Raw genomic sequence first — 22,348 nt, forward strand, 5'->3', positions numbered from 1 at the left:
ATTTCGAAGTGCTGAGCAACCGCTCGGATAGATTGACCTTCTTCAAGCTTGGCTAATATTTTCTTTCTAAAATGTATTGGATAACTCATATCAGTATTGTATTGGTTTTTTGGCGTGTGGACTATACAGCTCTGGGTCAATCTGCCGGCCAAAGACAAGATGACCACACCACGTTATCAGGCGATCACTGCGGCAGCTATTCCGCGGATTGAAATGGATGAAGAGGCGGGGCATATTCGGGTGATTGCAGGTGAGTTTGCTGGTCATCAAGGTCCTGCTCATACTTTTAGTCCGATCAATGTCTGGGATGGTGAACTGAAAGCGGAATATGAAACCACATTACATATCCCTGCCGGGCATAATGCACTGTTAGTCGTGCTGAAGGGTGAGCTGGTGGTCAATGCGAGCCAGAAAGTCCTGGACAGCTCAATTATAATGTTTGCCCGTGATGGAGATCCGGCGATTCAGTTGCAAGCCTATCAGGATACCCAGTTTGTGTTACTGACAGGCGAGCCACTCAATGAGCCCATTCAAGGTTATGGCCCGTTTGTAATGAACAGCAAGGAAGAAATTATGCAGGCATTTCAAGAGTTTAATCAGGGTAAATTTGGTGAAATTGCGGTGCAGGCTGAATAGTACACCGAGCGGTTAAACAAAGAAGCCTCTGCTTTCGCAGAGGCTTTTATTTTATAAGGCGCTGTAGTTTCTTGTCGTTTTAAATAATTTACGCATAAACTCATCTTGGTGGAATCTGATGGGTTTATGGTTTTATTATGCTGTGAATCATAGGTTTTTCAAGGGCGTTTGTCAACCAAAGGTTATAAAAATGGTTAATTAAGATGTTTGTTTTTAAAGTGGTTTTTCTGGTTATATGGAAAAAATATGAATAAAATCCTGAGTTTGGTGAATTTTGTAACCTGTTCAAAAAAATAGTGAAAAGCAGATTTTATCCCGTCCAATTGCCTTTACGAAAAACATATATTCTGGAAGATTTTAATAACCTGTTTGATTGGCGCATGGTACATAATTTCTGTAGTTTTTCAATGACGGATGATCAGTTTGGATATCGCAGTAATTGGTAGTGGCATGGCCGGACTGGCAACAGCCAGAATTCTCCAGGATGCAGGACATCACATCACGATTTTTGAAGCACTTCCAGGTCGTGGCATGGACAGTCATAGCCTTGAATTTGAAGGGGGGCTGATTGATGCACCTTTACGTGTGATGAATCCTTATCTGTGGAAAAACACCCTGAGTCTGGCCACGCATCTGGGCATTAAAACTTATCCGGTGCGTACCTATATGGCCTGCAGCTGGTTATTTGAAGATAAAACTGAAACCTGGCTGACCACATCGCGTAGCCGTATCGGCAATATTCCAATTATCAATAACCGTAAAGGCTTGCAGCAGTACGGCTGGCGTCTGGTCAAGGGCCTGTTGCAGCTCAAAGTGGCATTAACCAAATTTTTTAAGTCGAAAAATCAGGACATCAGCCTGGCAGAATTTATCAATCGCAATGAGATTGAAGAAGTGTTCTGGCATGGCGCCGTAATGCCGGTACTGTATACCATTTGTACCTGCAATCCGAAAACCATTGGTGAATGGCCGGCGAAACCTTTATTGATTTTCCTGCGTCAATTGACTGATGGCGATGCCTTACTACGCCTGCAAGGCGGAACACCGGCGCTGGTCGACAAACTGGTTGAAGGTATTCATATTGAAGATGGTTCAGCGATTACACTGGTTCAAGAGCAGGGCGATCAGGTCAAAGTTGAAAATGCGGCCGGTTATTCAAAACTGTTTGACCGGGTCATTGTCGCGACGCCAACCACTAAAATTGAGCAATTCCTGGATCCAACCCAGTTTGCCAGCGAAATTGAATTATTGAAAAAATTCAAATTTGAACAGGGTGAACTGGTGATTCATACCGACTCCAGCGTGATGCCGCCAAAACGTAAAGACTGGGCCGTGCTGAGCTATATGATGGATCGTAAGTTTACCCGTCAGCAATTTACAGTGTGGCTCAACTCGATTGAACCTTCTCTGGTCGGCAAGTCGGCAGTGTTTCAGACCTGGCGTCCGGTGACCGAGATTGACCCGAAAAAGGTGATTACCTCGGTCATGCTGACGCGTGCGGTGGTCGATGCCAATACCGTGGCGCTGAACAAGGAATTACAGCAGCGTCATCTGGAAGCCAATCGCAAAGTCTTTTTCTGCGGTTCATGGTCATGTGACGGTTTGCCCATTCTAGAATCGGCTGTGACCTCAGCGATGAAGATTGCGGAAATTTTCGGTGCGCCTTTACCGTTTCAGGGTTTAAAACCTGTGGTCGAGGTTGCTCCGCAACTGGGTTATTAATTGATGCAATGGCTTCAGGCACTGCGTCAGCGCTTTCCTCAGCATAAATATGCAATTCATGCAGCGGCGCTGGGGGATCAGGCGCAATTGCCTTGGAGTAATTTGGGCTATTGGCAGGCAGGACAGCAGGATTATGTTGCTGCCTGTCGCACGCTGGCCGATCAGCTCGCGCAGTGTGTCAATTTGAATTCAAAAGATAAATTACTGGATCTGGGCTGTGGTCAGGGTGCAAGTTTATTGCACTGGCAACAGCACTACCGAGTGCAATATCTAGCCGGTGTCGAATTACAAGCGGCTTGCGTGGCCACTATTCAGCAACATCTGCCAGAACTGAATGCCATCTATCAGGCCTCGTTTCTGCGTTTAAACGAATTACAATTTTCCCAGCGTTTTAATGTGGTGCTGTGTCTGGATGCAGCTTATCACAGTCCGGTTCCGTTACTTTTGCAACAAATCAGCAGTGTTTTAAAGCCAAATGCACGAATTGGTTTTCATCATCTGGTGTTATCGGAACGTTGGCAAAATTTGAATTCATTTCAAAAGCGTAAATATCAGCTGTTACTGAAATCTGCCGATATAAATTTAAAAGAATTAATGTCTGTTGGTGCACTGTATGCGTGTCTAGATCGTTTTGAATTTAAAAATATTCAGATTCAGGATCTATCCGAGCCGGTATTTTCTGGCTTTGCGGATTATGTACAAAAAACTTTGAATTCAAAACAAGCCGGTCATCATATTCAAGGCTCAGGCTTGGATCATTTTAAAATTCAAATGACAGCAAAGCTATGTCAAAAATTATATCAGGAAGGGATCGTGAGATATGTGCAGGTAACGGCACAATCGAAGGACTAGAAACAGTCAAGAATACTTAGCTTAAAACATAAGGCTCAGAAACATCAAAGCCTCACTAAAAAGCGAGGCTAGGATATGGTGCCGGCACACGGATTCGAACTGTGGACCTACTGATTACAAGTCAGTTGCTCTACCAACTGAGCTATGCCGGCATGGTGGAGTGCATTTTACAGAAATTCATTCGCTACGCAAGCCAAAAAATAACCGTTCAAGCTATTTTGGTACGATTTACCGTTTTTCCGGTTCATTCTATCTAAACTGTCTTTTATCGAAAGATCAAGAAAACGCCCATATAGGCAGATATGGGCGAGGGTGAATGTACAGGGTTTAGTATGGGTCAATCGCTTAAAAGGGATTATCGCTTTTTTAGGATCTGGTCTAATTCTTGTGCACATTCCTCTAAAGTAAAGGCCATATCAAACTGCATTTGAGGTTTGAGTTCTTGAGCGAGGCTTCTCCACTGTTCGATGAGTCTCAGAGCTTTTTGAATTTTATGTTTATTGATGTCTTTGGCAATGGTTGGGGTATAACCGCCACGTTTTGCATTTTTGATCTGTTTTGCATAGTTTGCGCTGTTATTCATGTTCGCTCTCCGAATAGCAGTGTATCTATTTAGCTTTAAGTTTAAATGGCTCGATCAATCCTGTATTTCTTTCTATTTTATGGTTTTTATTCTCCTCTCAGCACCTCTGTAGGCACCATAACATAGCTTTGATGACAATAGAATTAAGCTATTTTTATGCCAGTTTTTAAATTGAACCTAGAAAAGCACGGAAGCTTAAGAAAAATTTAAATATGGTGGAATAATCGTCTTAGAACAGCCATATTCCTTAGGTCATAGTAACTTTAATCATGGTGGTGATGGATTGTTTAATGATTCTAAGCAGATGCGAATTTGAATTTCAGGCAATAAAAAAACCCGAATCATGTGATTCGGGTTTTTAAATTCTGGCGGTGAGAGAGGGATTCGAACCCTCGAAACGCTATAAACGTTTACACACTTTCCAGGCGTGCTCCTTCAGCCACTCGGACACCTCACCATAGGCCGAGGATAATAGCGAAAAAAACCAGCTGTGCCAAGCTGAAACAATTGATTTGCAGAAAAACTTTTAATGTGGTGCTATGATTCGCAAAAATGCTTGTTAAAAACGAAGACAATATATGCAAAGCACTGCACAAAAAGCAGCTCTCCCGGTGATTACACTGGCTGCGCTTGGGGTCGTTTTCGGAGATATTGGCACCAGTCCACTCTATGCACTGCGCCAATGCTTCCTCACCGCACATCTCGCCATTAGCGAGGCCTCTGTACTCGGTATCCTGTCGCTGATTTTCTGGTGCATGATGCTCACCATCAGCTTTAAATATGTCACGGTCATCATGCGTGCCGATAACAACGGCGAAGGCGGAATCATGTCATTATTGGCATTAAATCTGCGTACCACACGAATTGCTGATCAAAAGAAAATTTTCCTGATTGCCTTGGGTTTTATTGGTGCATCGCTATTCTTTGGTGACGGTATTATTACTCCGGCAATTTCTGTGCTGTCTGCCATTGAAGGCTTGAGTATTGCGACACCTATTTTCAATCAATGGCTGGTACCGCTATCGATTGGAATTCTGGCGGGGCTGTTTATGGTGCAGCGCCACGGTACAGCCACCATGGGGAAATTTTTCGGGCCTTTAACCATGCTCTGGTTCCTGTCCATTGGCGGTTTTGGTTTGTGGAGCATTATCCAGACCCCGTCTGTCCTCTGGATGGTGAATCCGTACTGGGCATATCACTTTGTGGTTGATCAGCCCTACGTGGCTTTCCTGACCATGGGCGCGGTGATTCTGACCATGACCGGGGGGGAAGCAATTTATGCCGATATGGGGCATTTCGGTCGTCTGCCAATTCGTCTGGCTTGGTTTATTATTGTCTTGCCCTGTTTATTGCTGAATTATGCCGGACAGGGCGCATTGTTGTTGCGCAGTCCAGAAGCGCTGGCCAATCCTTTCTATATGCTGCTGCCAGAATGGGCTTTATTCCCGATGATTGGACTGGCCACGGCTGCAGCGGTCATTGCCTCGCAGGCGGTGATTACCGGGGTATTTTCGATGGTCAATCAGGCCATTCAACTGCGTTATTTGCCGCGTCTATCGGTCAAGCATACCTCGGCAGTCGAACGTGGCCAGATTTATCTGCCCTTTATTAACTGGCTGCTGTTTATTTCGGTCTTGATCCTGATTTTACTGTTTGAAAATAGTGCCAATCTGGCCAGTGCTTATGGTGTTGCAGTGACCATGACCATGCTCTGCGGTACTATTCTGATCTCGATTCTGGCTTATGGTTTATGGCGTTGGCCGGTCTGGAAAGTGGCATTGTTTGCTGTGCCATTTTTGGCTCTGGATTTGGTCTTTGTAGCCTCAACTTCTTTAAAAATCACCTCGGGTGGCTGGGTGCCGATTCTGATTGGTGCCGTGCTGTTTACCATTTTGATGACCTGGAAAGATGGACGCGCTTTGGTTTTGAAGCGTCTGGAACAGGATGCCTTGCCGATTGATCTGTTTATTAAAAGTATCTCAATGGGGGAAGGTACCAAATATGTGCCAGGTGAGGCCATTTTCCTGACGGGTACACCAAATATTGTCCCGCATGCCATGCTGCATAATATCAAGCACAACAAAGTCTTGCATGAACGTAATATTATGCTCACGGTCATTACTCGTGATGTTCCCTTTGTAGCTAAGCAAGATCGGGTTGAACTGGAACAATTGAGTGAGCATTTTTATCGGGTATTTATCTATTATGGTTTTAAGGATCAGCCCAATATTCCGCTAGCTTTACAACAGGCTTATCGAAAATGGGATTTTGAATATGATCTGATGCAGATCAGTTTCTTTATTTCACGTGAACGGATTATGCATACTGTGGGTGAGGGTATGGCACCGTGGCGGGAAAAGCTGTTTATTTCCATGCAGCGCAATACCAGTCCGGTCAGTGATTTCTATCAGATTCCACCCAACCGTGTGGTCGAGCTGGGCACCCAGATTCAGATGTAAATAAAATTAAAAAGCATAAAAAACCAGAGGCACACTCTGGTTTTTTTATGGGAGACACACTAAATAAGTGAGCTTTGGATTATTGCTCAAGTTCTACGGCAGCCGGCACTTCAGGTGCAGCATTCAAAGACTGTTCCATCAGCACTGGTTCTGCATCGGCTTGAGCTGCAATTTCAGTTTGTGCATTCATATTGGCTTCAACTACAGCGGCTTGCTGTTGCTCTTCAAGCACAGGCTGTTGTTCTGGCGCAGCCATAGATGTGGTTGCTTCGACTTCGGTACTGTTGGCCGGTTCAGCCAGATTGGCCGGCATGTCTGATTGATTCATACCCGGTTCTGCCACAGGAGGTTGTGGCGAAACCATGTCTGAATTACCTGGTGCCTGCATCATCGCTGGATCATTTGGCATCGCTGGCTGCGTATTTGGCATTGGTTGCTGTGGCGCAGCTGTACGCGGATCGACAAGGCGGATTTGACCAGAGTTGACTAGAGTTTCTAGAGAGCCTTCCTGACCATTTACCGTGGTACTAATTTTAGCTTTAGACAAGCTTTCAAGTGTTTCACCCGGTTGAACCGGTGGCTCGGCAAATGCGCCTGCGCTGATTACACTTGTGAATAATCCTAAACCTAATATTTTAGAGAGTTTGGAATTCATGATTGACACCACTGCTAATAATTGTACGAATTGGGATAGGCGCTTAGCTTTACATACTCATCCGGCAGCTCCAATCAAAGCTACTCAAAGACTGCGAAACCTCATTTAAAATGAAATAAAAAATAGACAGTTTGTTACAGCTTTCGTGGCTTTTAAGCCATTATTGTTTATTTGTTAAGCGAATGGCAGGGTCAAGATATACTTCATATACACAGCTTGTTAAGCTCGGGAAAAATCGGTATTGATCTAAAAAGTACGTGTAATAATGGCCAAGAAGCAGCGTAAATCCAAGAACTCTCTTTTTCAGTTTTTAAGTAAAAATAGTACTAAAGTCATTCTGGGTGTGGTGGCTTCGAGTAGTTTTGCCATCGCCTTTGGTCAGGAAAAAATCAGTCAATGGGTGTCTCTGCCATCTTCATCCGATTCCGCCTGTCTGACACAGTTTTATCGTGATGTTCCGCCGTATCTGATGAAAGACAGCCTGAAAAAAGACAGTTATTCACTGTGCTTTAATGGCTTTAACGTCGGTTATTCCGGTGTTTCGAAAACCCCACTTTGGGTGGCTGAAGCACTCACACCGGCACGCTTAAGCCAGAAAATTCCGCGTCAAGATAATTTTCATGAAGAGACCCAGGTTAAACCTGCGCATCGGGCGACGTTGGCGGATTATCGTGGTTCCGGTTATGATCGCGGGCATATGGCGCCAAATGCGGATATGCCCAATAAGGCTGCACAGTCAGACAGTTTCTCACTGGCCAATATGGTGCCGCAAGCACCGAAAAACAATCAGCAGGTCTGGCGTGAACTGGAAGAAGCGACCCGTGCCATTGTAACCAAACAGAAGCAGGATGTTTATGTAGTTACCGGGCCGGTATTTGCGGCGAAAAAACTAAAAACCATTGGTAATGGCGTGATTGTACCGACGGCGGTGTATAAGGCAGTTTACCTGCCGAAAACCGGTGCGATTGGTGCTTATTATGCGCCGAATGATAATTCGCTCAAAGTGCGTATTGTTAGTGTCTGTTATCTGGAAGAACAGCTCGGAATTAACCTGTTTCCACAATTGACCGAAGAGCAGAAGCGCAATACCTATCGTTTGCCATTGACGGCCAGGGCGGTCAAAGCCAATCAGAAAATCGAATATTCTAACTGGGATGCAGAAAGCCAGTGTGCGGAAGATGTCTCTAAAGAAAACTTGCAGGCACTGCAACGTGAGTTTAAATCTTCAGGTTCAAATACCTCGACGTCCTCAGCGACTGGTGGTGCAATCGATAACGACACCCAAAATACGATTGTAAAACAGCTGATAGATGCGCTATTGCAATATATTTTGCAGTTATTGAAATAAACTTGCTGAAAAAAGTGGGATTCGAGTAGCATCGATCTCACCCATTATTGAAAATAACAAAGACAGGTGGAGAGGATATGTTTAAAGCATTTGAAAATGGCAGTGAATCCCATGCCATTCATGATCTGACCTTGGAAAATGATCTGGATTGTGTCAGCCTGTATGGAAACTTGCAGATCACCAAGGATCAGGAAGGTCTTAAGGCTGCCAAGGTTTTGCAGGCTTTTGTAAATGATGTGGTGCAGCAACTGGAAAATACTGTAGATCTGCCAGAAAAGCTGCAGCGGGATGATCTGGACGAAATTGAAAATCCATTTTTATAAGATTTTTTCATTTGTTTGAGAATGTTCCATCTGGAACCAGACACAAAGCCCAATATTCCTATTGGGCTTTTTACTGTTTTTAGTCTCAGCATTGCAGCGTCTCAAGCTGTCTGAGCCAAAGATTCTAAGCGCCATTGTTGTGGCGTCAGCTGGGTCCATTGCTTAAAGGCCCGCTGAAATGCACTCTGCTCGGAGTAACCAAGCAGCATGGAAATTTCCTGTAAGCTTAAATGCGGATCTTTTAAATATTGCATTGCCATCATAGAGCGGATTTCCTGCATGCATTGCTGATAGGTTTTACCCTGCTTTTGCAAATGTCGTTGTAACTGACGGACAGAGAATTTTATTTGCTGGGCAATATGTTCAATCTGGAACTGGTTTTTTTGCAGGCCCACCAGAATCGCCTGCTGTAACTGCTGGTCAACTTGGGTGGAATTGGGGAATTTTTCCAGTAAAGCTTCAGCTTGTTGTTTCAGAAGCTTTTGTAGGGTCTGATCACCCTGTTTTAAAGGCGTAGACAGCTCGCTGACCGGCATCAGGACTTGAGTCTTGGCTTGACCGAAACGAACCTTGCAGCGGAAATACTGTTCATACAATGCTATATTTTTGGGTGTTGGATGCTGAAAATGCACTTCATGCAGATGCAGATGCAGATGATTATTATCCAGAATATTCGATTTAATAAATTCGATCATGAGTGCAATCGCGATTTCATCGGTCAGTTGCGTACTCATCTTAAAAGGAACCTCACCCCAGGCAATCGAAAGATGATCTCCTTGCCCCTGGATTTGTAGCGGGCTACCATCATAGATCAGGCGATGGTAGTCATGATAGCGCATGAAGGCTTCACCCAGCGTGTCACTGGAAAGTGCCAGATAACCGATAATCCCGAGATGTTTAGTCTCGACCAGTTGCGCAATTTCCAGGCCCAAAGCCGGGCGCTGCAGCTGTTGATCAAGTGTCGTCAGCAGATCACGCCACAGAGTAAAATCAAAGCGTTCCAGATTTTGAATGGCCAATAATTTCTCAGGGACTTCGAGCTGTTTCAGCTGATAATAGTCCAAAAGTAAATGTCCTAAACCACCGTATATCGAGCCTACGTAGTTTTTTAGAACCAGCATTTTTTAATTCTTTTATTTTGTCGTATTTTGTCAATCATATTGAATATTTTGGTCAATATCTAGTCTTTTACTTAGCCTATATTGAAAAATAGACCAAGAGGTAAAAGATCATGTGGAAAGGTTTTCTGGCAGGACTCGTCGTTGCCAATGGATTTGAATGGTTTGCGCATAAATATGTGTTACATGGAATTCACCGCCAAGGACAGAGCCGCTATAGTCCGGTTCCAGAAAGCATGTGTTCGCATTGGGAACATCACCGCATTGTGCGTAAAACGGAATTTTCCGATTTCGGTTATGTAGAAGGACTGAACAACTGGCGTACCCGCAATGAAATTGCTTCTCTTGCCGTGGTTGCTACAGTCTTTGGATTGACGTTTTATCCTTTTTCCAAAGGGATGACGCTGGCCGTATTATATAGTGCAGGCAATTATTATTATCGGCATCGTCGTGCCCATCTGGAGCCAGAATGGGCCAAAAAAAAGCTGCCTTGGCATTATGATCATCACATGAATAGTAATCAGGATGCCAACTGGTGTGTGACCAAACCCTGGTTCGACTATCTGCTGGGTACCCGGGTGATTTCCTCCGCAGATTTACAGGAGCAGAACCCTTTAGGTATGGTATTGCCTGCACCGATCTCGAAAAAACTGAACTATTGGGCAGACCGTTATTTTCCAGCCAAGTGGGCAGAAACTCCGGCTAAAATTGCTAAAAATCCTGCGACCAATCACTTAAATAGGCCATTAAATCGCTAAAACCCGGTTCTTGTCGTGATTTGTCAATAAAATGCAGATTTATTGTCAATATTGTCCTTTTTATTTGGCCTATATTCACGGTTGTTGGTGAGTGAAGCCACATACTGATATGTTTTAGGTGTAATGAGTTATTTTGAATACCAAGCGCTGTAGTCTAATCTTGGTTTTTACAGGGAGTCGCGAGACTCCTTTTTTTTATTTAATTTTTACTTTTGAATATCGGTCAAAATAGAGCGATCTTGTTCATCCTCATACTGGGGTGAATATTGAAAGAAAATAACGTCCTTTATATTTAAGCTGCTCAGCACTGGAAAGCTTCGTGCTGTCCGGCGGCTATTGATCAATAACAATCCCTAAACATCATTTTGAACATACAAGTCCTTTTCTATTAACTCTTTTTTGTCGTGTTTGCTGTTCTACTTTAATCCACAGAACGATGGATATACTTTTTCAAAGCAGTCATCATTAGAGCAAACCCGGATGTACCACAGATGATGAGAATATTTTCCAAATGATTTATTGCCTAGGCTTATCCTGTAGAAATAAAAAAGAGCATCGTTGTGATGCTCTTTTTTTAAATAGGAATTCGTTTTTGAATTAAAGGCGCATTTCAATGCCTTGCGCTGCCATATAGGCTTTGGCTTCAGGAATGGTATGTTGACCAAAATGGAAAATTGACGCTGCCAGTACCGCATCAGCACCGCCATGAATAATCCCGTCTGCCAGATGTTGTAAATTTCCTACACCGCCAGAGGCAATAGTCGGTACAGTGACGCGGTCATTGATAGCACGCATCAGGGCGATGTCATAACCGGCTTTGGTGCCGTCGGCATCCATTGAGGTAATCAGGAGTTCACCTGCGCCGTAATTGGCCATTTGTTCTGCCCATTCCAAGGCATCAATGCCGGTCGGTTTGCGGCCGCCGTGGGTGAAAATTTCCCATTTATCTTCGCCGGTTTTTTTGGCATCAATGGCGACCACGATACATTGTGCGCCAAAACGTTGTGATGCTTCTTGGACAAATTCCGGATTAAATACTGCTGCCGAGTTGATGCTGACTTTATCTGCACCAGCATTGAGTAGCAAACGGATATCTTCGACTTTACGCACACCGCCACCGACCGTCAGGGGGACGAAAACCGATTCAGCCATACGTTCTACAGTACGGTAAGTGGTGTCGCGTCCATGATGTGTAGCGGTAATATCAAGGAAAGTAATTTCATCGGCACCTTGTTCGTTATAACGACGTGCGACCTCAACTGGGTCACCTGCATCACGAATATCAAGGAATTGAACACCCTTGACCACACGACCATTATCAACGTCGAGGCAAGGAATAATACGTTTAGCTAGCATAAATTTTTCCAATTATTACAGCCGATTATGAAACTCACCCACGCAAGCGCTACACCTTGGCAGATGGAAACGGTATTCTAGCAAAATTATGTAAGTTTTTTCGCAGGTTTTCTATGTCGGTTTATACCACTTTGACTTTAAAGGAAGTTCAGGATTTTGCAGCGCCCTACGGTTTAAAGGCGGTTGATCTGATTCCGATTCAAGGCGGTATTCAAAATACCAACTATTTTTTGGTCTGCGAAGACGCACACTATGTGCTAACGGTGTTTGAGGATATGGATGAACAGGCGGCAGGGGAACTTGTGCCTGTATTACAACATTTGGGCAAAGCAGGCTTGGCCGTTCCGGTGCCTTTATCGCATTCAGGCAAGGCTATTCACAGTATTAAAGATAAACCGGCACAGATTGCACCGCGCCTGTTGGGTGAGCATCCCATGCCATCGACCGTGGCACAAGTTGAAGCGATTGCTATCGCTCAGGCAAAAATGCATGTGGCATTGCAGGACTTCAAATTAGAACGTAATTTCGTGCGTGATCATGCGTATTGGCTGGCAGTGTCCCAAGAAATCAAACCAAGTTTAAGTCCGGCCGATAAAGTGTTGCTCGGCAAGCTTTTAGGCCTGTATGACGCTTTAACAGCAGTCTATCCAGATCGTCCACGTGGCTTTATTCATTCCGATCTGTTCCGGGACAATACCTTATTTGAGGGTGATCAACTCAACGGTATTCTGGATTTTTATGAACTAAACAAAGATGAATTTTTATTTGATATCGCGATTACTTTAAATGACTTTTGCACCAACTATCCGGATGTCACTTTAAACGAAGAAAAAGCCATTGTCTTTTTAAATGCCTATGAAAGCGTCCGCCCCTTAACAGCAGATGAAAAATCATGTTTAGAGTTGTACTTGGCCATGGCCGCAGGTCGCTTCTGGATGATGCGGTTACAGGTGGCACAGCGTAACGCGGCCTTGGGTCGTACTGGCGAAGATATTTTGCAAAAAAATCCAGTCGAGATGCGTAATATGTTGATTGAGCGATTAAAATTCGTTACAGCTTAAATATTTAAAATTTATAAAGACAAAAGGACAGGGGATATGCGCGATCAGGGGCGTTTAGTGGAGTGGTTTGATGACAAGGGTTATGGCTTTATTCAGCCCAATGATTCGGCCAAAGATCGCGTATTTCTGCATATCAAGGACTTTGCCAAGCAAGGTCCGCGTCCGATTGTCGGCTGTGCCTTAGAGTACACGGTCATTTTAGATGAGCGCGGACGATACAAAGCACAGCAGGTCATGTATCTGAAAGCATCGCAAACCAAAACGTCTCAGGCTAAATTCAAACCCTCCAAGCAACAGCAGTCACAGAAATTACAACCGATGCAGATTGCCTGTGTGGTTTATATTCTGTTGCTGACCGCATTGACTTTGGGCGGTCTGCTCAGCGGACTGGTCTTGTTGCTGATCAGTTTGATGAATGCATTGAGTTACTGGTTGTATGCGCAGGACAAGGAAGCGGCGCAATCGGGTAAGCAACGTATTCCGGAAAATACCCTGCATCTGGTGGCTTTTTTAGGTGGTTGGCCAGCAGCCTGGTTAGCCCAGCAAAAACTGCGACATAAAACACAAAAACAACCGTTCCGACAGATATATTTTTGTACTATAGCCTTTAACATCATTTTGATTATATGGCTAATTTCCCCATTTAACAGTTTAAATATTTAGGGGAAAGATCAGGAGGGGACGTGAACTATTCCATTGATAAAGACCCAAATCGCACACTGACTTTTGCACTGTACATTCTATATATTTTGGCCATTTTTAGTGCTGGCCTTTTGGCTGTCGTGGCGTTGATCATTAACTATGTCAAACGTCGCGATGTGCGTGGTTCAATTTTTGAAAGCCACTTCACCTGGCAGATCCGCAGTTTCTGGTGGTATCTGGTCTGGAATATCATTGCCTTTATTCCATTTTTGTTTCTGTTCTTTACTGGCGAAGATCCGAACCTGTTTGCAGGCGTGGCATTTGGTGCATCCGCTTTCTGTTTGTTGGTGGTCTTTCTGGCCTGGATCTGGATTGTGTATCGGGCGATTCGTGGCATCATGCGCTTGAATGACAATCGACCGATGTATAAATCCTAAATTTTATTGTAGAAAAAGCAGCCAAAGTGCTGCTTTTTTATGCCTCATGCAATAGAACGGATTCCATCTGTCTGCATAGGCTGAAAAAATTACCAACTCGCACCACTTTTATTCAAGCTTGCTCCATTTTAGGGAGCAATTCTTATCATCATTGAACATAATGACGAACATTGCTAAATATTTTTAATTTTATAAATTTACATTTTTAATATTTAGACTTTACTTTTTTGTTTTATAAATTTACTTTTTTAATAAATATAGTTTACGTTTTTAATAAAATAAACTTACATTAATGTACATTTATTTTTTTAAATTTAATGGGTCGAATTATTTTATTGTCGGGCTCATTTTTAATTTAAGAATAAAAGCGACCACGACGGCGACGCATGCCTAAAACATGAATAGCACGCACCAGAACCGCATAAGAAACTGCATAACCAAAGCGCTGTTCAAATATTGGAACCAAATCACTAATATTTTGAAATTTTAAAGATCTTACAAACACTTGAAATTCATTCCAATCTTTAATATGGCCCGGTGCGCCGCGGTTTTTTACAGGTTTCTGGACCAAGTCGCCAGTTTCTTCTTCAAGGCGGATCCATGCATCCAGAGTCACCCGAGAGATGCCAAATTCTTTACAGACAGCCACCTTGTAATCGGTCTTTTTATACATCTGAATGGCTGCAATTCGAGTTTCTAAATTGTACTTTGGCATTTTCCATCCTCACTCAATTTATTTATATTTTTATTATATGGCATAGTCATTGCAATTGAACAAATAACGAAAATAAATAATGTTCAGGTGACATCAATGGAAAAAGCACAAGTTGCTTTCAAAAAAATGTCTTTGTGGCAGGTCGTGATCATTGGTGTGGCATATATGACCCCGATGGTTGTTTTTGATACCTTTGGGATTGTTTCCGGCATCACTGCGGGACGTGTTCCACTCGCGTATATCCTTGCCTTAGGTGCCATGCTGTTAACGGCATTCAGCTATGCGCGCTTTAGTCGCCAGACAGAAAAACCGGGCTCGGCGTATACTTATACGGCGGAATCTTGCGGGCCGAAAGCCGGTTTCTTTGTTGGCTGGTGTGCCTTAATGGATTATATATTGCTGCCGCTCGTGAATGCTTTACTGGCCGGGATCTATTTGGAAGCCCTGATTCCAGGCGTGCCATATTGGGTGTGGGTCTGTATCTTTACCGGTTTGGTGACCCTGATTAACTGTTTCCGCATTAATATCTTGGCGAACTTAAGCCTGATTTTTGTGGTGGCTCCCTTGATTTTAATGCTGCTGTTTATCTATCTGGTGATCAAGGGTATAGGTACGGAGCAAGGTTATCATTATGTCCTGACCATGACGCCATTATTGAACGGTGATAGCAGTATATTGCCGTTAATTGCCGGGGCATCAATTTTATGTTTCTCGTTTCTGGGCTTTGATGCCGTGACGACGATGTCACACGAAACTAAAGACCCGAAAAAAAATATTCCACGTGCTGTAATGCTGACCACGTTGACAGGCGGGGTGATTTTCTTCTCGGCATCGTGGTTTATCCAGTTGTATTTCCCCAGCAATGTCCGCTTTAACAACCCCGATGAAGCATTGCCTGAAATTGTGATGTATGTCGGTGGGGCACTATTTCAGGCGGTGTTCCTCTGCGCGCAAATCATGAATACCTTTGCTTCAGGTTTGGCGACTCATGCCAGTGCCTCGCGTTTAATCCATATCATGGGACGTGACGGAATTTTCCATAAAGGCACATTCGGTCAAGTGCATAACAAGTTGGGTACACCACTTTATGCCGTGCTGTTCATTGGCTTAACTTCACTCCTCGCCATCAGCCTTGATCTTGCGACAGTGGTGAGTATGGTGAGTTTTGGTGCCCTGATTGCCTTTACTGCAGTGAATTTCTCGGTATTTGTAAAATTCTTTGTTCAGGACAAACAGCGTCAAGGCTTAAAAAATGTCTTCCTTAACTTGGTTTTGCCCCTGCTTTCGGTGGGCGTGATGTTGGGTTTATGGATCAACCTGGAAATGTCAGCTTTGATCTGTGGCTGTATTTGGCTCGCAGTAGGCGTGCTGCTCTATATGTATAAGCGTCTGCGTAAACAGAATATTGTGATTAGTAGTGCTTACTAAAATCGAATCAATTGTATTGAAGTAATAGTGAGAAGATGAAATGAATAAACCAAAATTTATTGAAGATGTCGAATTTAAAGCCAGTATTAATACACAGAGTGGCAAAGAGTGGAACTGGATTAATCCCAAACATGGCAATTTTGAACATCCTGCCAATTACTATGAAAGCTCACTCGAAACTGGGCATGCGTTTCCAGGTTTAAATGCCGATCTTGAATGTGATGTGGTGGTGATTGGTGGTGGGCTACTTGGAGCATCGACAGCACTCCATCTGTCTGAACATGGCATAGATACCATTTTGGTAGAAAAAAATCGCATTGGTGGCGCTGCTTCAGGACGTAATGGTGGACAGCTCACACCGGGGCTAGCGCGTTGGGAAGCGTCAGAAATGATTGAGCATTTCAGCTATGCAGATGCAAAAAAACTCTGGCACTTTAGCTCTACTGAAGCGATGTCTTTAATCGATGACATTGCAGCAAAATACCAACTTGAGCTACAGCGTAAACGTGGACATATTACCGCAGCAGTGCATGAAGGGCACTTGGTTGGTTTAACTCGAGGGGCAGATGCACGTAAATTTTTAGGTGAAGACCACACCAAAATTGTCGGTGAGCATGAGCTGAAACAGCATATTGCTTCAGAGAATTATTGTGGTGGTCTAATTGACTCGCTGGGGGGACATATCCATCCACTCGCACTGAACCGTGGACTGGTTTATGGCTTCTGCCAAAACGGTGGACAGGTGTTTGAACAAACTGAAGTGGTGTCAGTAGAAGAGCGTGAAGATGGGATTTATGTCACGACCATAAGTGGCGTAATAAAAGCGCGTAAGAGTGTGGTCATGGGCGTACATCATGCTTCGTTTAAACTGCTGCAAAAGAACAATCGAACCACAATTCCATTTTATACTTACGTATGTACCACAGCGCCTTTAGAAGTAAATTTAAAAGAGCTATTGCCAACCGATGCGCCTGTCTACGACACCCAGTTCCAGATTGATTATTACCGGGGTGTGTCTCAAAACCGAATTTTATTTGGTGGTGAAGGGACAGGTTCGTGTTGGAGTCCTGAAAAAACCCATCAGTATTTGTTAGGTCGAATTCAGCATGTATTCCCACAATTAAAACAGGTTGAGCTGGATTTTGTCTGGAGTGGAACCACGGATCTGACCATGAATGGTGCAGCCGACAGCCGTAAATTTGGCCATAAATTCCCGATTTATGCCGTGCAAGGCTGGAGTGGGCATGGTGTGGCGCAAACGGTGCGTATCGGTAAAGCAATTGCAGATGATTTCTGTGGCAAGGCAGATGATTTCAATATGCTGACCACTATTCAGCATCAGGATATGTTGTTTGGTCGCACACTTGCCCCTGTGGTGATTCCAATTGCCAAAACTGCCTATGGACTGGGAGCATTGGTGAATCCGGGCAAGATGGTATCTTTCTAAAATTAAATACAAATATAAAAAATTCCCCTTTCTTAAAAGGGGAATTTAGGGGGATTAAAAAGAGGAAATTAAGTGATTTGTTCTTTTACTTTCCGCTTTAAAAACTTCGGTTTCCATTCACTGGCAATTACGCCCAGTACCACCATCAATCCGCCCAACAGTGCCAGTGCAGGTAGGCGTTCTCCTGCAAGTCGGCCAAAAAGCGCTGCCCATACCGGTTCACCGGCATAGATAATTACTGCCTGTGATGCATCTACCCTACGTTGTGCCCAGTTCATGACCAGTTGAATCATCGCACTGGCAATGCCTAAACCGACTAAAATGCCTGCCAGATGCCAGTGAAATTCAGGTAGCTGAGATTCACCTAAAACAGGTGCAATCATAAAGCAGAACAAGGACGCAAAAATCAGTTGCAGTACTGTGACCCGGCGTATATTCACCTGCTCAGCAAAATAACTGATCAAAATAATCTCCAGGGCAATGGCAATGGAGCCAAGTAAAGTCAAAGTTTGTCCAAAACTGAGCTGAATTGCTGCAAAGCCATTACCAGTCAAAAACAGCAGCCCGATAAAGGCAAACAATGCCCCGATCCAGGTCATCACCTGAGGTTTTTGACCAAACAGCAGCCAGAGCAGGATCGGAACCAGTGGAACATACAAGGCGGTTAAAAAAGCCGACTCACTGCTGCTGATGGTCTGCAAGCCCACAGTTTGGGTGCCGTAGCCGATGGCGATCATGACGCCAATCACCACACCAGCAAACACCTCTTTCAGGTTCATGCCTTTTAGCGACTTCAGTGAAATCAGGGTGATGGCAAGCGCTGCCGCAGCGAAACGCAGGCCGACAAACATAATCGGACTACTAAAATTTAGCCCGTATTGCACAGTAATAAAACTGCCGCCCCAGATAATGGTGATCAGGATCAGGGCGAGTTGCGGCGCTTTTACCATCCAGCCGGAGTGATTTTTGGAAATAAGTGTAGACATGCCAGGAGATCAGAAAATTAAAAAATAAAAAAGAGGTCCGAAGACCTCTTTTACAGCAGGCTTAATTATAGCGCCTGTTGCTCATCTAGCAATAACTGTGCTTCACGCAAGCTTAATGTACCTTCGTAAATCGCACGGCCGGTAATTGCGCCCAAAATACCCGGTTGGTCTTTCAGATTACGCACATCATCCAGATTGGTTACACCACCAGAGGCAATCACAGGCAAACCTGAGTATTGCGCCAGATTCACGGTTTGCTCAATATTCACACCCTGCATCATGCCATCACGCGCGATATCCGTATAGACAATGCTCGACACGCCAGCATCAGCAAAACGTTTCGCCAGGTCAGTAGCCTTGACATCAGTCACATTGGCCCAGCCATCTGTTGCCACCATGCCATTCATGGCATCAATACCCACAATAATGTGGCCAGCAAATTTTTGACATGCTTCTTCAACAAATTCAGGATCCTGAACTGCTTTGGTGCCAATAATCACAAAAGAAACACCGGCTTGCAGATAATGCTCGATGGTTTCCAGAGAACGGATACCGCCACCAATCTGGATCGGCAAATCAGGCTGAGATCGGACAATGGCTTCAACCACTGGCTTATGGATTGGTGTACCTGCGAAAGCACCGTTTAAATCTACTAAATGCAAGCGGCGAGCGCCTTCATTTACCCAATGCTGTGCTGTTGCGACCGGATCGTCTGAAAATACGGTATCGTCTTCCATACGACCTTGCTTTAAACGGACACATTTGCCATCTTTCAGGTCAATTGCAGGGATGATCAGCATGCTTTCGCTCCTTGCTTAATCTTTAGAATGAATTTGAGTGTATTCATCTTAGCAAATAAAGTCGAAATTTCTAACTCTTAAACGGTATGAATAAAGAAAACCTGTGCGTAGACAGGTAGCAGTGAGGTCATTTATTTTAATGGCATTAATGATTCATCTCTTGAATGGAGATCAGGTTTTCCATAACGGGTCGTGTACTGAGCTGGTCGATGATCGAAGCGGTAAGATCTGTTAAAGTCACAACCACCTCATCGATCGTGCTCATCACGGCTTTCATGCGTACATCAAGTTGCCAGAACCAATACGCCACTTAAACGCTTAAGCCGTCGATGAAGGACGGATTCTCAATTTCAATGAAGTATTGGGAATCTCTCTGGGTAATAAATCCCGACGTAGTAATTCTTCAAATACCAGCACGGGCGCGTAGGCATCTGCGGCTGCATAATCAATCTGTGCCGGGCTGAGCTTCTTGCTGGCCCAGTTCGAAGTACTAATCCGTTTCGATTTGGGGAAATTCAGTTGAAACAACAACGCCATGGCATTTTTTAATCCGACCGGATTATTTAAACCAAAAGCTTTAAAACATTTGGATAGTTCAATCACACTATTCAGTTCAATGCCTTTTTTACGGAACAGGTGCGCATCATTTTTCAGGCCAAAACCGACCTTGATCTGATCACGACTGGCAAAGATCGGTTTAAGAAAATCCCAGATCGCCGGACTCATTTGAAATAAATAGGCTTTGTCTAAAGTCGCCAGCTGAATCAAATGTGGCCCAGTGGAGACTTCACCGACTTTAAAGGTGGGCTTGGATTCAGAATCGAAACCCAGGACTGCATGGCTTTTTAGTTCCTGTTCAAGAGCATGACATTGTTCCAGGCTATTAATCACCTGAATCTGTTGCATCGGAAGATTTTGAAATACAGGAAAGGTCTGAATTTGTTCCTTGCTTGGTAAAGTGTCCAGCAGCTGTTGCATAGGCTTCAATCATGAAATGAATGCGTTCAGCTTAATCACTTTTCCAGCTCTAGGCAAAAATAAAGCCCATAAAGAATAGGCTTTATGCAAAATTTAACCAGGCTTAATCAGTGTGATAGCTACTCTGTTCCATCTGCGCCTGTTGAGCACGCGTCACATAGTCTTGATAAGCAGGGATTGCAATCGCGGCTAAAATACCGATTGGAAAAATAAGTACATAAATCAATCCCAACACCTTTTCCCAAGCTTTGGTGGTACGTCGCGGGCCGTATTGATTGCTTCTGTCATCACCTTTGGCAAAAATCAGATAAAGGATAAAAATCAGATTGAGTAGCGGAACCAAGATCAGCAGCGATAACCATCCAGTATGATTGCGGTCATGTAGACGGCGAATAGTAAAAACAAAACTAAAATAAAGCATGACCAAGTAAGCGAGTCCGATGAGAACAGTTGCAACCATGGATGAGCCTGCCAAGGCAGAGCTATCCATAAATAGGCCAGGTGAAAAAGCTGCAATGATCCCAATGATGATCAGGAGCGAAAAGGTCATTAGCATGTTCCAGCCGAGATAAGACAAGCGGCCAAAACGACCATTTGGGCTTAAAGCTGATTCATTGCTTGGATAGTGTGGATTCATTATTGTATTTCCCCTGAGTTTAATTATTTTTAAATATAATGAGTTACTTCAACATCATAACAATTTTAGTGACTAAAAAATAGTCAGAATCACTAGCAGTGAACTAATCTAAATGAATAAAAAAGCTCGCAATCTGCGAGCTTTTTAGGCGAAAGGAAAATCAGATTTTCCAGTCCACAAAGTTTTTCAATAACTGCAAACCGGCGGTATGGCTCTTTTCCGGATGGAACTGGGTCGCGAACAGGTTTTCTTTATGAATTGCAGTACAGAACTCAATGCCATAGGTACAAGTAGCTGCCACCAAGTCTGAATCTTGTGGTTCTACATAGTAACTATGCACAAAGTAAAAACGCGCGTCCTGTTCAATATTGTTCCACATCGGATGGTCTGGATTGGCCTGATGTACCTGATTCCAGCCCATATGTGGCACTTTTAGACCGGCCATTTCCGGGAAATGCTTGACCGCACCTTTGAAAATATCCAGTGCATTTGTGCCACCATTCTCTTCAGAATGCTGCATCAAGGCCTGCATCCCGACACAGATTGCCAGTACCGGTTTGTTGAAGACTGCGTTACGCACCACTTCATCGATACCTGCTTCATGCATGCCTTGCATACAGTCACGCATGGCGCCCACACCCGGAAAGACAATTTTGTCTGCTTGCGCAATCAGTTTAGGATCATTGGTCACATCAACCGTGGCGCCGACATGTTCGAGTGCTTTTGCTGCAGAGTGCAAATTTCCCATGCCATAATCAAGAAGGGCAATACGGGTCATTACAGCGTTCCTTTGGTTGAAGCGACCGTGTTCGCAGCACGCGGATCCACTTCACAGGCCATACGCAGCGCACGCGCAAAAGCTTTAAATACGCTTTCGATCTGGTGATGGCTGTTTTTGCCTTTCAGGTTGTCGATATGCACGGTCATCAATGAATGATTGACAAAGCCCTGGAAGAATTCAGAGAATAAATCCACATCAAAACGGCCGATCATGGCACGGGTAAATGGAATATCCATAAACAGGCCTGGACGACCAGACAGATCCACCACAACACGGCTTAAAGATTCATCGAGTGGTGCATAAAAGTGACCGTAGCGTTTCAGGCCTTTTTTATCGCCCAGCGCTTGTGCAAAAGCCTGACCCAAGGTAATACCACAGTCTTCTACGGTATGATGGTCATCAATTTCCAGATCGCCTTCACAATGAATATCAATATCAAACAAACCATGACGCTTGATTTGATCAATCATATGGTCTAAAAATGGAATACCCGTGTTTAAGGTGCCTTGACCAGTACCGTCGAGATTCAAACGAACTCGAATTTTGGTTTCGTTGGTATTTCTTACCACTTCACTGATACGATCTGTCATAGACACGTTCCTCAAATACGTCAAAATGATTGATGT

23 protein-coding genes, 2 tRNA genes and 2 pseudogenes are annotated in these 22,348 nt (G+C 44.0%); 12 read left to right on the forward strand and 15 right to left on the reverse strand.

Features of this window, described 5'->3' with window-relative positions:
* Positions 1-89 (reverse strand): annotated as a pseudogene (locus FTT73_RS00005) (transposase); the annotation flags it as partial.
* A 34-nt stretch (positions 90-123) separates the two neighbouring features.
* On the opposite strand from FTT73_RS00005, the pseudogene FTT73_RS00010 reads away from it, so the two are divergent.
* The 3 genes and pseudogenes from FTT73_RS00010 to FTT73_RS00020 form a co-directional block, all read left to right on the forward strand.
* Positions 124-636, forward strand: a pseudogene (locus FTT73_RS00010) (pirin family protein); the annotation flags it as partial.
* Positions 637-1,050: 414 nt separating this feature from the next.
* Complete coding sequence (locus FTT73_RS00015) at positions 1,051-2,358, forward strand: FAD-dependent oxidoreductase (protein ID WP_100329486.1); 1,308 nt, start codon at positions 1,051-1,053, stop codon at positions 2,356-2,358.
* 3 nt (positions 2,359-2,361) lie between these two features.
* On the forward strand, positions 2,362-3,210 hold the full coding sequence (locus tag FTT73_RS00020) for a cyclopropane-fatty-acyl-phospholipid synthase family protein (RefSeq protein WP_005173172.1): 849 nt from the start codon (positions 2,362-2,364) through the stop codon (positions 3,208-3,210).
* Between the two features lie 76 nt (positions 3,211-3,286).
* Here the strand turns inward: FTT73_RS00020 and FTT73_RS00025 are convergent.
* The 3 genes from FTT73_RS00025 to FTT73_RS00035 form a co-directional block, all read right to left on the reverse strand.
* A tRNA-Thr gene (locus FTT73_RS00025) sits at positions 3,287-3,362 on the reverse strand.
* Positions 3,363-3,565: 203 nt separating this feature from the next.
* Positions 3,566-3,793: a hypothetical protein gene (locus FTT73_RS00030; RefSeq protein WP_005095157.1), complete on the reverse strand. Its 228-nt coding sequence runs from the start codon at positions 3,791-3,793 to the stop codon at positions 3,566-3,568.
* A gap of 366 nt (positions 3,794-4,159) precedes the next feature.
* Positions 4,160-4,250 (reverse strand) — tRNA-Ser (locus tag FTT73_RS00035).
* 121 nt (positions 4,251-4,371) lie between these two features.
* On the opposite strand from FTT73_RS00035, the gene FTT73_RS00040 reads away from it, so the two are divergent.
* Positions 4,372-6,252, forward strand: a complete 1,881-nt coding sequence (locus FTT73_RS00040; RefSeq protein ID WP_180041128.1) for a potassium transporter Kup — start codon at positions 4,372-4,374, stop codon at positions 6,250-6,252.
* Positions 6,253-6,331: 79 nt separating this feature from the next.
* Here the strand turns inward: FTT73_RS00040 and FTT73_RS00045 are convergent, their stop codons facing one another.
* Positions 6,332-6,907 carry a hypothetical protein gene (locus FTT73_RS00045; RefSeq protein ID WP_100329483.1) on the reverse strand — a complete coding sequence of 192 codons (576 nt, stop codon included), beginning with the start codon at positions 6,905-6,907 and terminating at the stop codon, positions 6,332-6,334.
* Positions 6,908-7,172: 265 nt separating this feature from the next.
* Between FTT73_RS00045 and FTT73_RS00050 the strand changes: the two genes are divergently transcribed.
* Together FTT73_RS00050 and FTT73_RS00055 are read left to right on the forward strand one after the other, a co-directional pair.
* On the forward strand, positions 7,173-8,255 hold the full coding sequence (locus FTT73_RS00050; protein WP_100534509.1) for a DNA/RNA non-specific endonuclease: 1,083 nt from the start codon (positions 7,173-7,175) through the stop codon (positions 8,253-8,255).
* A 77-nt stretch (positions 8,256-8,332) separates the two neighbouring features.
* On the forward strand, positions 8,333-8,578 hold the full coding sequence (locus FTT73_RS00055; protein ID WP_005095167.1) for a hypothetical protein: 246 nt from the start codon (positions 8,333-8,335) through the stop codon (positions 8,576-8,578).
* Positions 8,579-8,679: 101 nt separating this feature from the next.
* Here the strand turns inward: FTT73_RS00055 and FTT73_RS00060 are convergent, their stop codons facing one another.
* Positions 8,680-9,699 (reverse strand): AraC family transcriptional regulator, encoded by a 1,020-nt coding sequence (locus FTT73_RS00060; RefSeq protein WP_180190832.1) that lies wholly within the window; start codon positions 9,697-9,699, stop codon positions 8,680-8,682.
* A 110-nt stretch (positions 9,700-9,809) separates the two neighbouring features.
* Here FTT73_RS00060 and FTT73_RS00065 point away from each other — a divergent pair, with 110 nt between their 5' ends.
* On the forward strand, positions 9,810-10,454 hold the full coding sequence (locus FTT73_RS00065; RefSeq protein ID WP_074383899.1) for a hypothetical protein: 645 nt from the start codon (positions 9,810-9,812) through the stop codon (positions 10,452-10,454).
* Between the two features lie 597 nt (positions 10,455-11,051).
* Here the strand turns inward: FTT73_RS00065 and hisF are convergent.
* Complete coding sequence (gene hisF / locus FTT73_RS00070) at positions 11,052-11,810, reverse strand: imidazole glycerol phosphate synthase subunit HisF (RefSeq protein ID WP_005095173.1); 759 nt, start codon at positions 11,808-11,810, stop codon at positions 11,052-11,054.
* Positions 11,811-11,923: 113 nt separating this feature from the next.
* Between hisF and FTT73_RS00075 the strand changes: the two genes are divergently transcribed.
* Genes FTT73_RS00075 through FTT73_RS00085 form a run of 3 tightly spaced genes read left to right on the forward strand, consistent with a single transcriptional unit; the run spans position 11,924 to position 13,950 of the window.
* Positions 11,924-12,871, forward strand: coding sequence for a homoserine kinase (locus tag FTT73_RS00075; protein ID WP_180076130.1), 948 nt, complete (start codon positions 11,924-11,926; stop codon positions 12,869-12,871).
* A 36-nt stretch (positions 12,872-12,907) separates the two neighbouring features.
* Positions 12,908-13,534, forward strand: coding sequence for a DUF1294 domain-containing protein (locus tag FTT73_RS00080; RefSeq protein WP_005095177.1), 627 nt, complete (start codon positions 12,908-12,910; stop codon positions 13,532-13,534).
* Positions 13,535-13,554: 20 nt separating this feature from the next.
* Complete coding sequence (locus FTT73_RS00085) at positions 13,555-13,950, forward strand: hypothetical protein (protein WP_180190833.1); 396 nt, start codon at positions 13,555-13,557, stop codon at positions 13,948-13,950.
* Positions 13,951-14,305: 355 nt separating this feature from the next.
* On the opposite strand, the gene FTT73_RS00090 is transcribed toward FTT73_RS00085, so the two are convergent.
* Positions 14,306-14,665 (reverse strand): helix-turn-helix domain-containing protein, encoded by a 360-nt coding sequence (locus FTT73_RS00090; protein WP_005095181.1) that lies wholly within the window; start codon positions 14,663-14,665, stop codon positions 14,306-14,308.
* A 96-nt stretch (positions 14,666-14,761) separates the two neighbouring features.
* Here FTT73_RS00090 and FTT73_RS00095 point away from each other — a divergent pair, with 96 nt between their 5' ends.
* On the forward strand, positions 14,762-16,093 hold the full coding sequence (locus FTT73_RS00095) for an APC family permease (protein ID WP_180190834.1): 1,332 nt from the start codon (positions 14,762-14,764) through the stop codon (positions 16,091-16,093).
* A 40-nt stretch (positions 16,094-16,133) separates the two neighbouring features.
* Entirely contained in the window at positions 16,134-17,540 is a 1,407-nt protein-coding gene (locus FTT73_RS00100; RefSeq protein WP_180190835.1) for an FAD-binding oxidoreductase, read from the forward strand.
* 68 nt (positions 17,541-17,608) lie between these two features.
* Here FTT73_RS00100 and FTT73_RS00105 read toward each other — a convergent pair whose 3' ends face one another.
* The 7 genes from FTT73_RS00105 to hisB form a co-directional block, all read right to left on the reverse strand.
* Positions 17,609-18,526: a DMT family transporter gene (locus FTT73_RS00105; RefSeq protein ID WP_180190836.1), complete on the reverse strand. Its 918-nt coding sequence runs from the start codon at positions 18,524-18,526 to the stop codon at positions 17,609-17,611.
* A 65-nt stretch (positions 18,527-18,591) separates the two neighbouring features.
* Positions 18,592-19,326, reverse strand: coding sequence for a 1-(5-phosphoribosyl)-5-[(5-phosphoribosylamino)methylideneamino]imidazole-4-carboxamide isomerase (gene hisA / locus FTT73_RS00110; RefSeq protein ID WP_005095189.1), 735 nt, complete (start codon positions 19,324-19,326; stop codon positions 18,592-18,594).
* A 145-nt stretch (positions 19,327-19,471) separates the two neighbouring features.
* On the reverse strand, positions 19,472-19,636 hold the full coding sequence (locus FTT73_RS00115; RefSeq protein ID WP_171063336.1) for a hypothetical protein: 165 nt from the start codon (positions 19,634-19,636) through the stop codon (positions 19,472-19,474).
* 8 nt (positions 19,637-19,644) lie between these two features.
* Positions 19,645-20,304, reverse strand: coding sequence for a 3'-5' exonuclease (locus FTT73_RS00120; RefSeq protein ID WP_005095191.1), 660 nt, complete (start codon positions 20,302-20,304; stop codon positions 19,645-19,647).
* Between the two features lie 103 nt (positions 20,305-20,407).
* Positions 20,408-20,941, reverse strand: a complete 534-nt coding sequence (locus FTT73_RS00125) for a DUF805 domain-containing protein (RefSeq protein WP_005173134.1) — start codon at positions 20,939-20,941, stop codon at positions 20,408-20,410.
* 160 nt (positions 20,942-21,101) lie between these two features.
* Positions 21,102-21,719: an imidazole glycerol phosphate synthase subunit HisH gene (gene hisH / locus FTT73_RS00130; RefSeq protein ID WP_005095195.1), complete on the reverse strand. Its 618-nt coding sequence runs from the start codon at positions 21,717-21,719 to the stop codon at positions 21,102-21,104.
* The gene (hisB, locus tag FTT73_RS00135) at positions 21,719-22,312 is read right to left on the reverse strand and encodes an imidazoleglycerol-phosphate dehydratase HisB (protein ID WP_005095198.1); all 594 of its coding nucleotides are present in this window, start codon (positions 22,310-22,312) and stop codon (positions 21,719-21,721) included. Before hisB ends, hisH begins: the two co-directional genes overlap by 1 nt.
* Between the last annotated feature and the right edge of the window lie 36 nt (positions 22,313-22,348).

Source organism: Acinetobacter sp. YH01006, assembly GCF_013420445.1.
GTDB lineage: Bacteria > Pseudomonadota > Gammaproteobacteria > Pseudomonadales > Moraxellaceae > Acinetobacter > Acinetobacter pseudolwoffii.

Bases quoted from the DNA above. Each gene is read 5' to 3' on its own strand.
- FTT73_RS00015 (WP_100329486.1), top strand. From the start codon at position 1,051: ATGATCAGTTTGGATATCGCAGTAATTGGTAGTGGCATGGCCGGACTG.
- FTT73_RS00020 (WP_005173172.1), top strand. From the start codon at position 2,362: ATGCAATGGCTTCAGGCACTGCGTCAGCGCTTTCCTCAGCATAAATAT.
- FTT73_RS00030 (WP_005095157.1), bottom strand. From the start codon at position 3,793: ATGAATAACAGCGCAAACTATGCAAAACAGATCAAAAATGCAAAACGT.
- FTT73_RS00040 (WP_180041128.1), top strand. From the start codon at position 4,372: ATGCAAAGCACTGCACAAAAAGCAGCTCTCCCGGTGATTACACTGGCT.
- FTT73_RS00045 (WP_100329483.1), bottom strand. From the start codon at position 6,907: ATGAATTCCAAACTCTCTAAAATATTAGGTTTAGGATTATTCACAAGT.
- FTT73_RS00050 (WP_100534509.1), top strand. From the start codon at position 7,173: ATGGCCAAGAAGCAGCGTAAATCCAAGAACTCTCTTTTTCAGTTTTTA.
- FTT73_RS00055 (WP_005095167.1), top strand. From the start codon at position 8,333: ATGTTTAAAGCATTTGAAAATGGCAGTGAATCCCATGCCATTCATGAT.
- FTT73_RS00060 (WP_180190832.1), bottom strand. From the start codon at position 9,699: ATGCTGGTTCTAAAAAACTACGTAGGCTCGATATACGGTGGTTTAGGA.
- FTT73_RS00065 (WP_074383899.1), top strand. From the start codon at position 9,810: ATGTGGAAAGGTTTTCTGGCAGGACTCGTCGTTGCCAATGGATTTGAA.
- hisF (WP_005095173.1), bottom strand. From the start codon at position 11,810: ATGCTAGCTAAACGTATTATTCCTTGCCTCGACGTTGATAATGGTCGT.
- FTT73_RS00075 (WP_180076130.1), top strand. From the start codon at position 11,924: ATGTCGGTTTATACCACTTTGACTTTAAAGGAAGTTCAGGATTTTGCA.
- FTT73_RS00080 (WP_005095177.1), top strand. From the start codon at position 12,908: ATGCGCGATCAGGGGCGTTTAGTGGAGTGGTTTGATGACAAGGGTTAT.
- FTT73_RS00090 (WP_005095181.1), bottom strand. From the start codon at position 14,665: ATGCCAAAGTACAATTTAGAAACTCGAATTGCAGCCATTCAGATGTAT.
- FTT73_RS00095 (WP_180190834.1), top strand. From the start codon at position 14,762: ATGGAAAAAGCACAAGTTGCTTTCAAAAAAATGTCTTTGTGGCAGGTC.
- FTT73_RS00100 (WP_180190835.1), top strand. From the start codon at position 16,134: ATGAATAAACCAAAATTTATTGAAGATGTCGAATTTAAAGCCAGTATT.
- FTT73_RS00105 (WP_180190836.1), bottom strand. From the start codon at position 18,526: ATGTCTACACTTATTTCCAAAAATCACTCCGGCTGGATGGTAAAAGCG.
- hisA (WP_005095189.1), bottom strand. From the start codon at position 19,326: ATGCTGATCATCCCTGCAATTGACCTGAAAGATGGCAAATGTGTCCGT.
- FTT73_RS00120 (WP_005095191.1), bottom strand. From the start codon at position 20,304: ATGCAACAGCTGCTGGACACTTTACCAAGCAAGGAACAAATTCAGACC.
- FTT73_RS00125 (WP_005173134.1), bottom strand. From the start codon at position 20,941: ATGAATCCACACTATCCAAGCAATGAATCAGCTTTAAGCCCAAATGGT.
- hisH (WP_005095195.1), bottom strand. From the start codon at position 21,719: ATGACCCGTATTGCCCTTCTTGATTATGGCATGGGAAATTTGCACTCT.
- hisB (WP_005095198.1), bottom strand. From the start codon at position 22,312: ATGACAGATCGTATCAGTGAAGTGGTAAGAAATACCAACGAAACCAAA.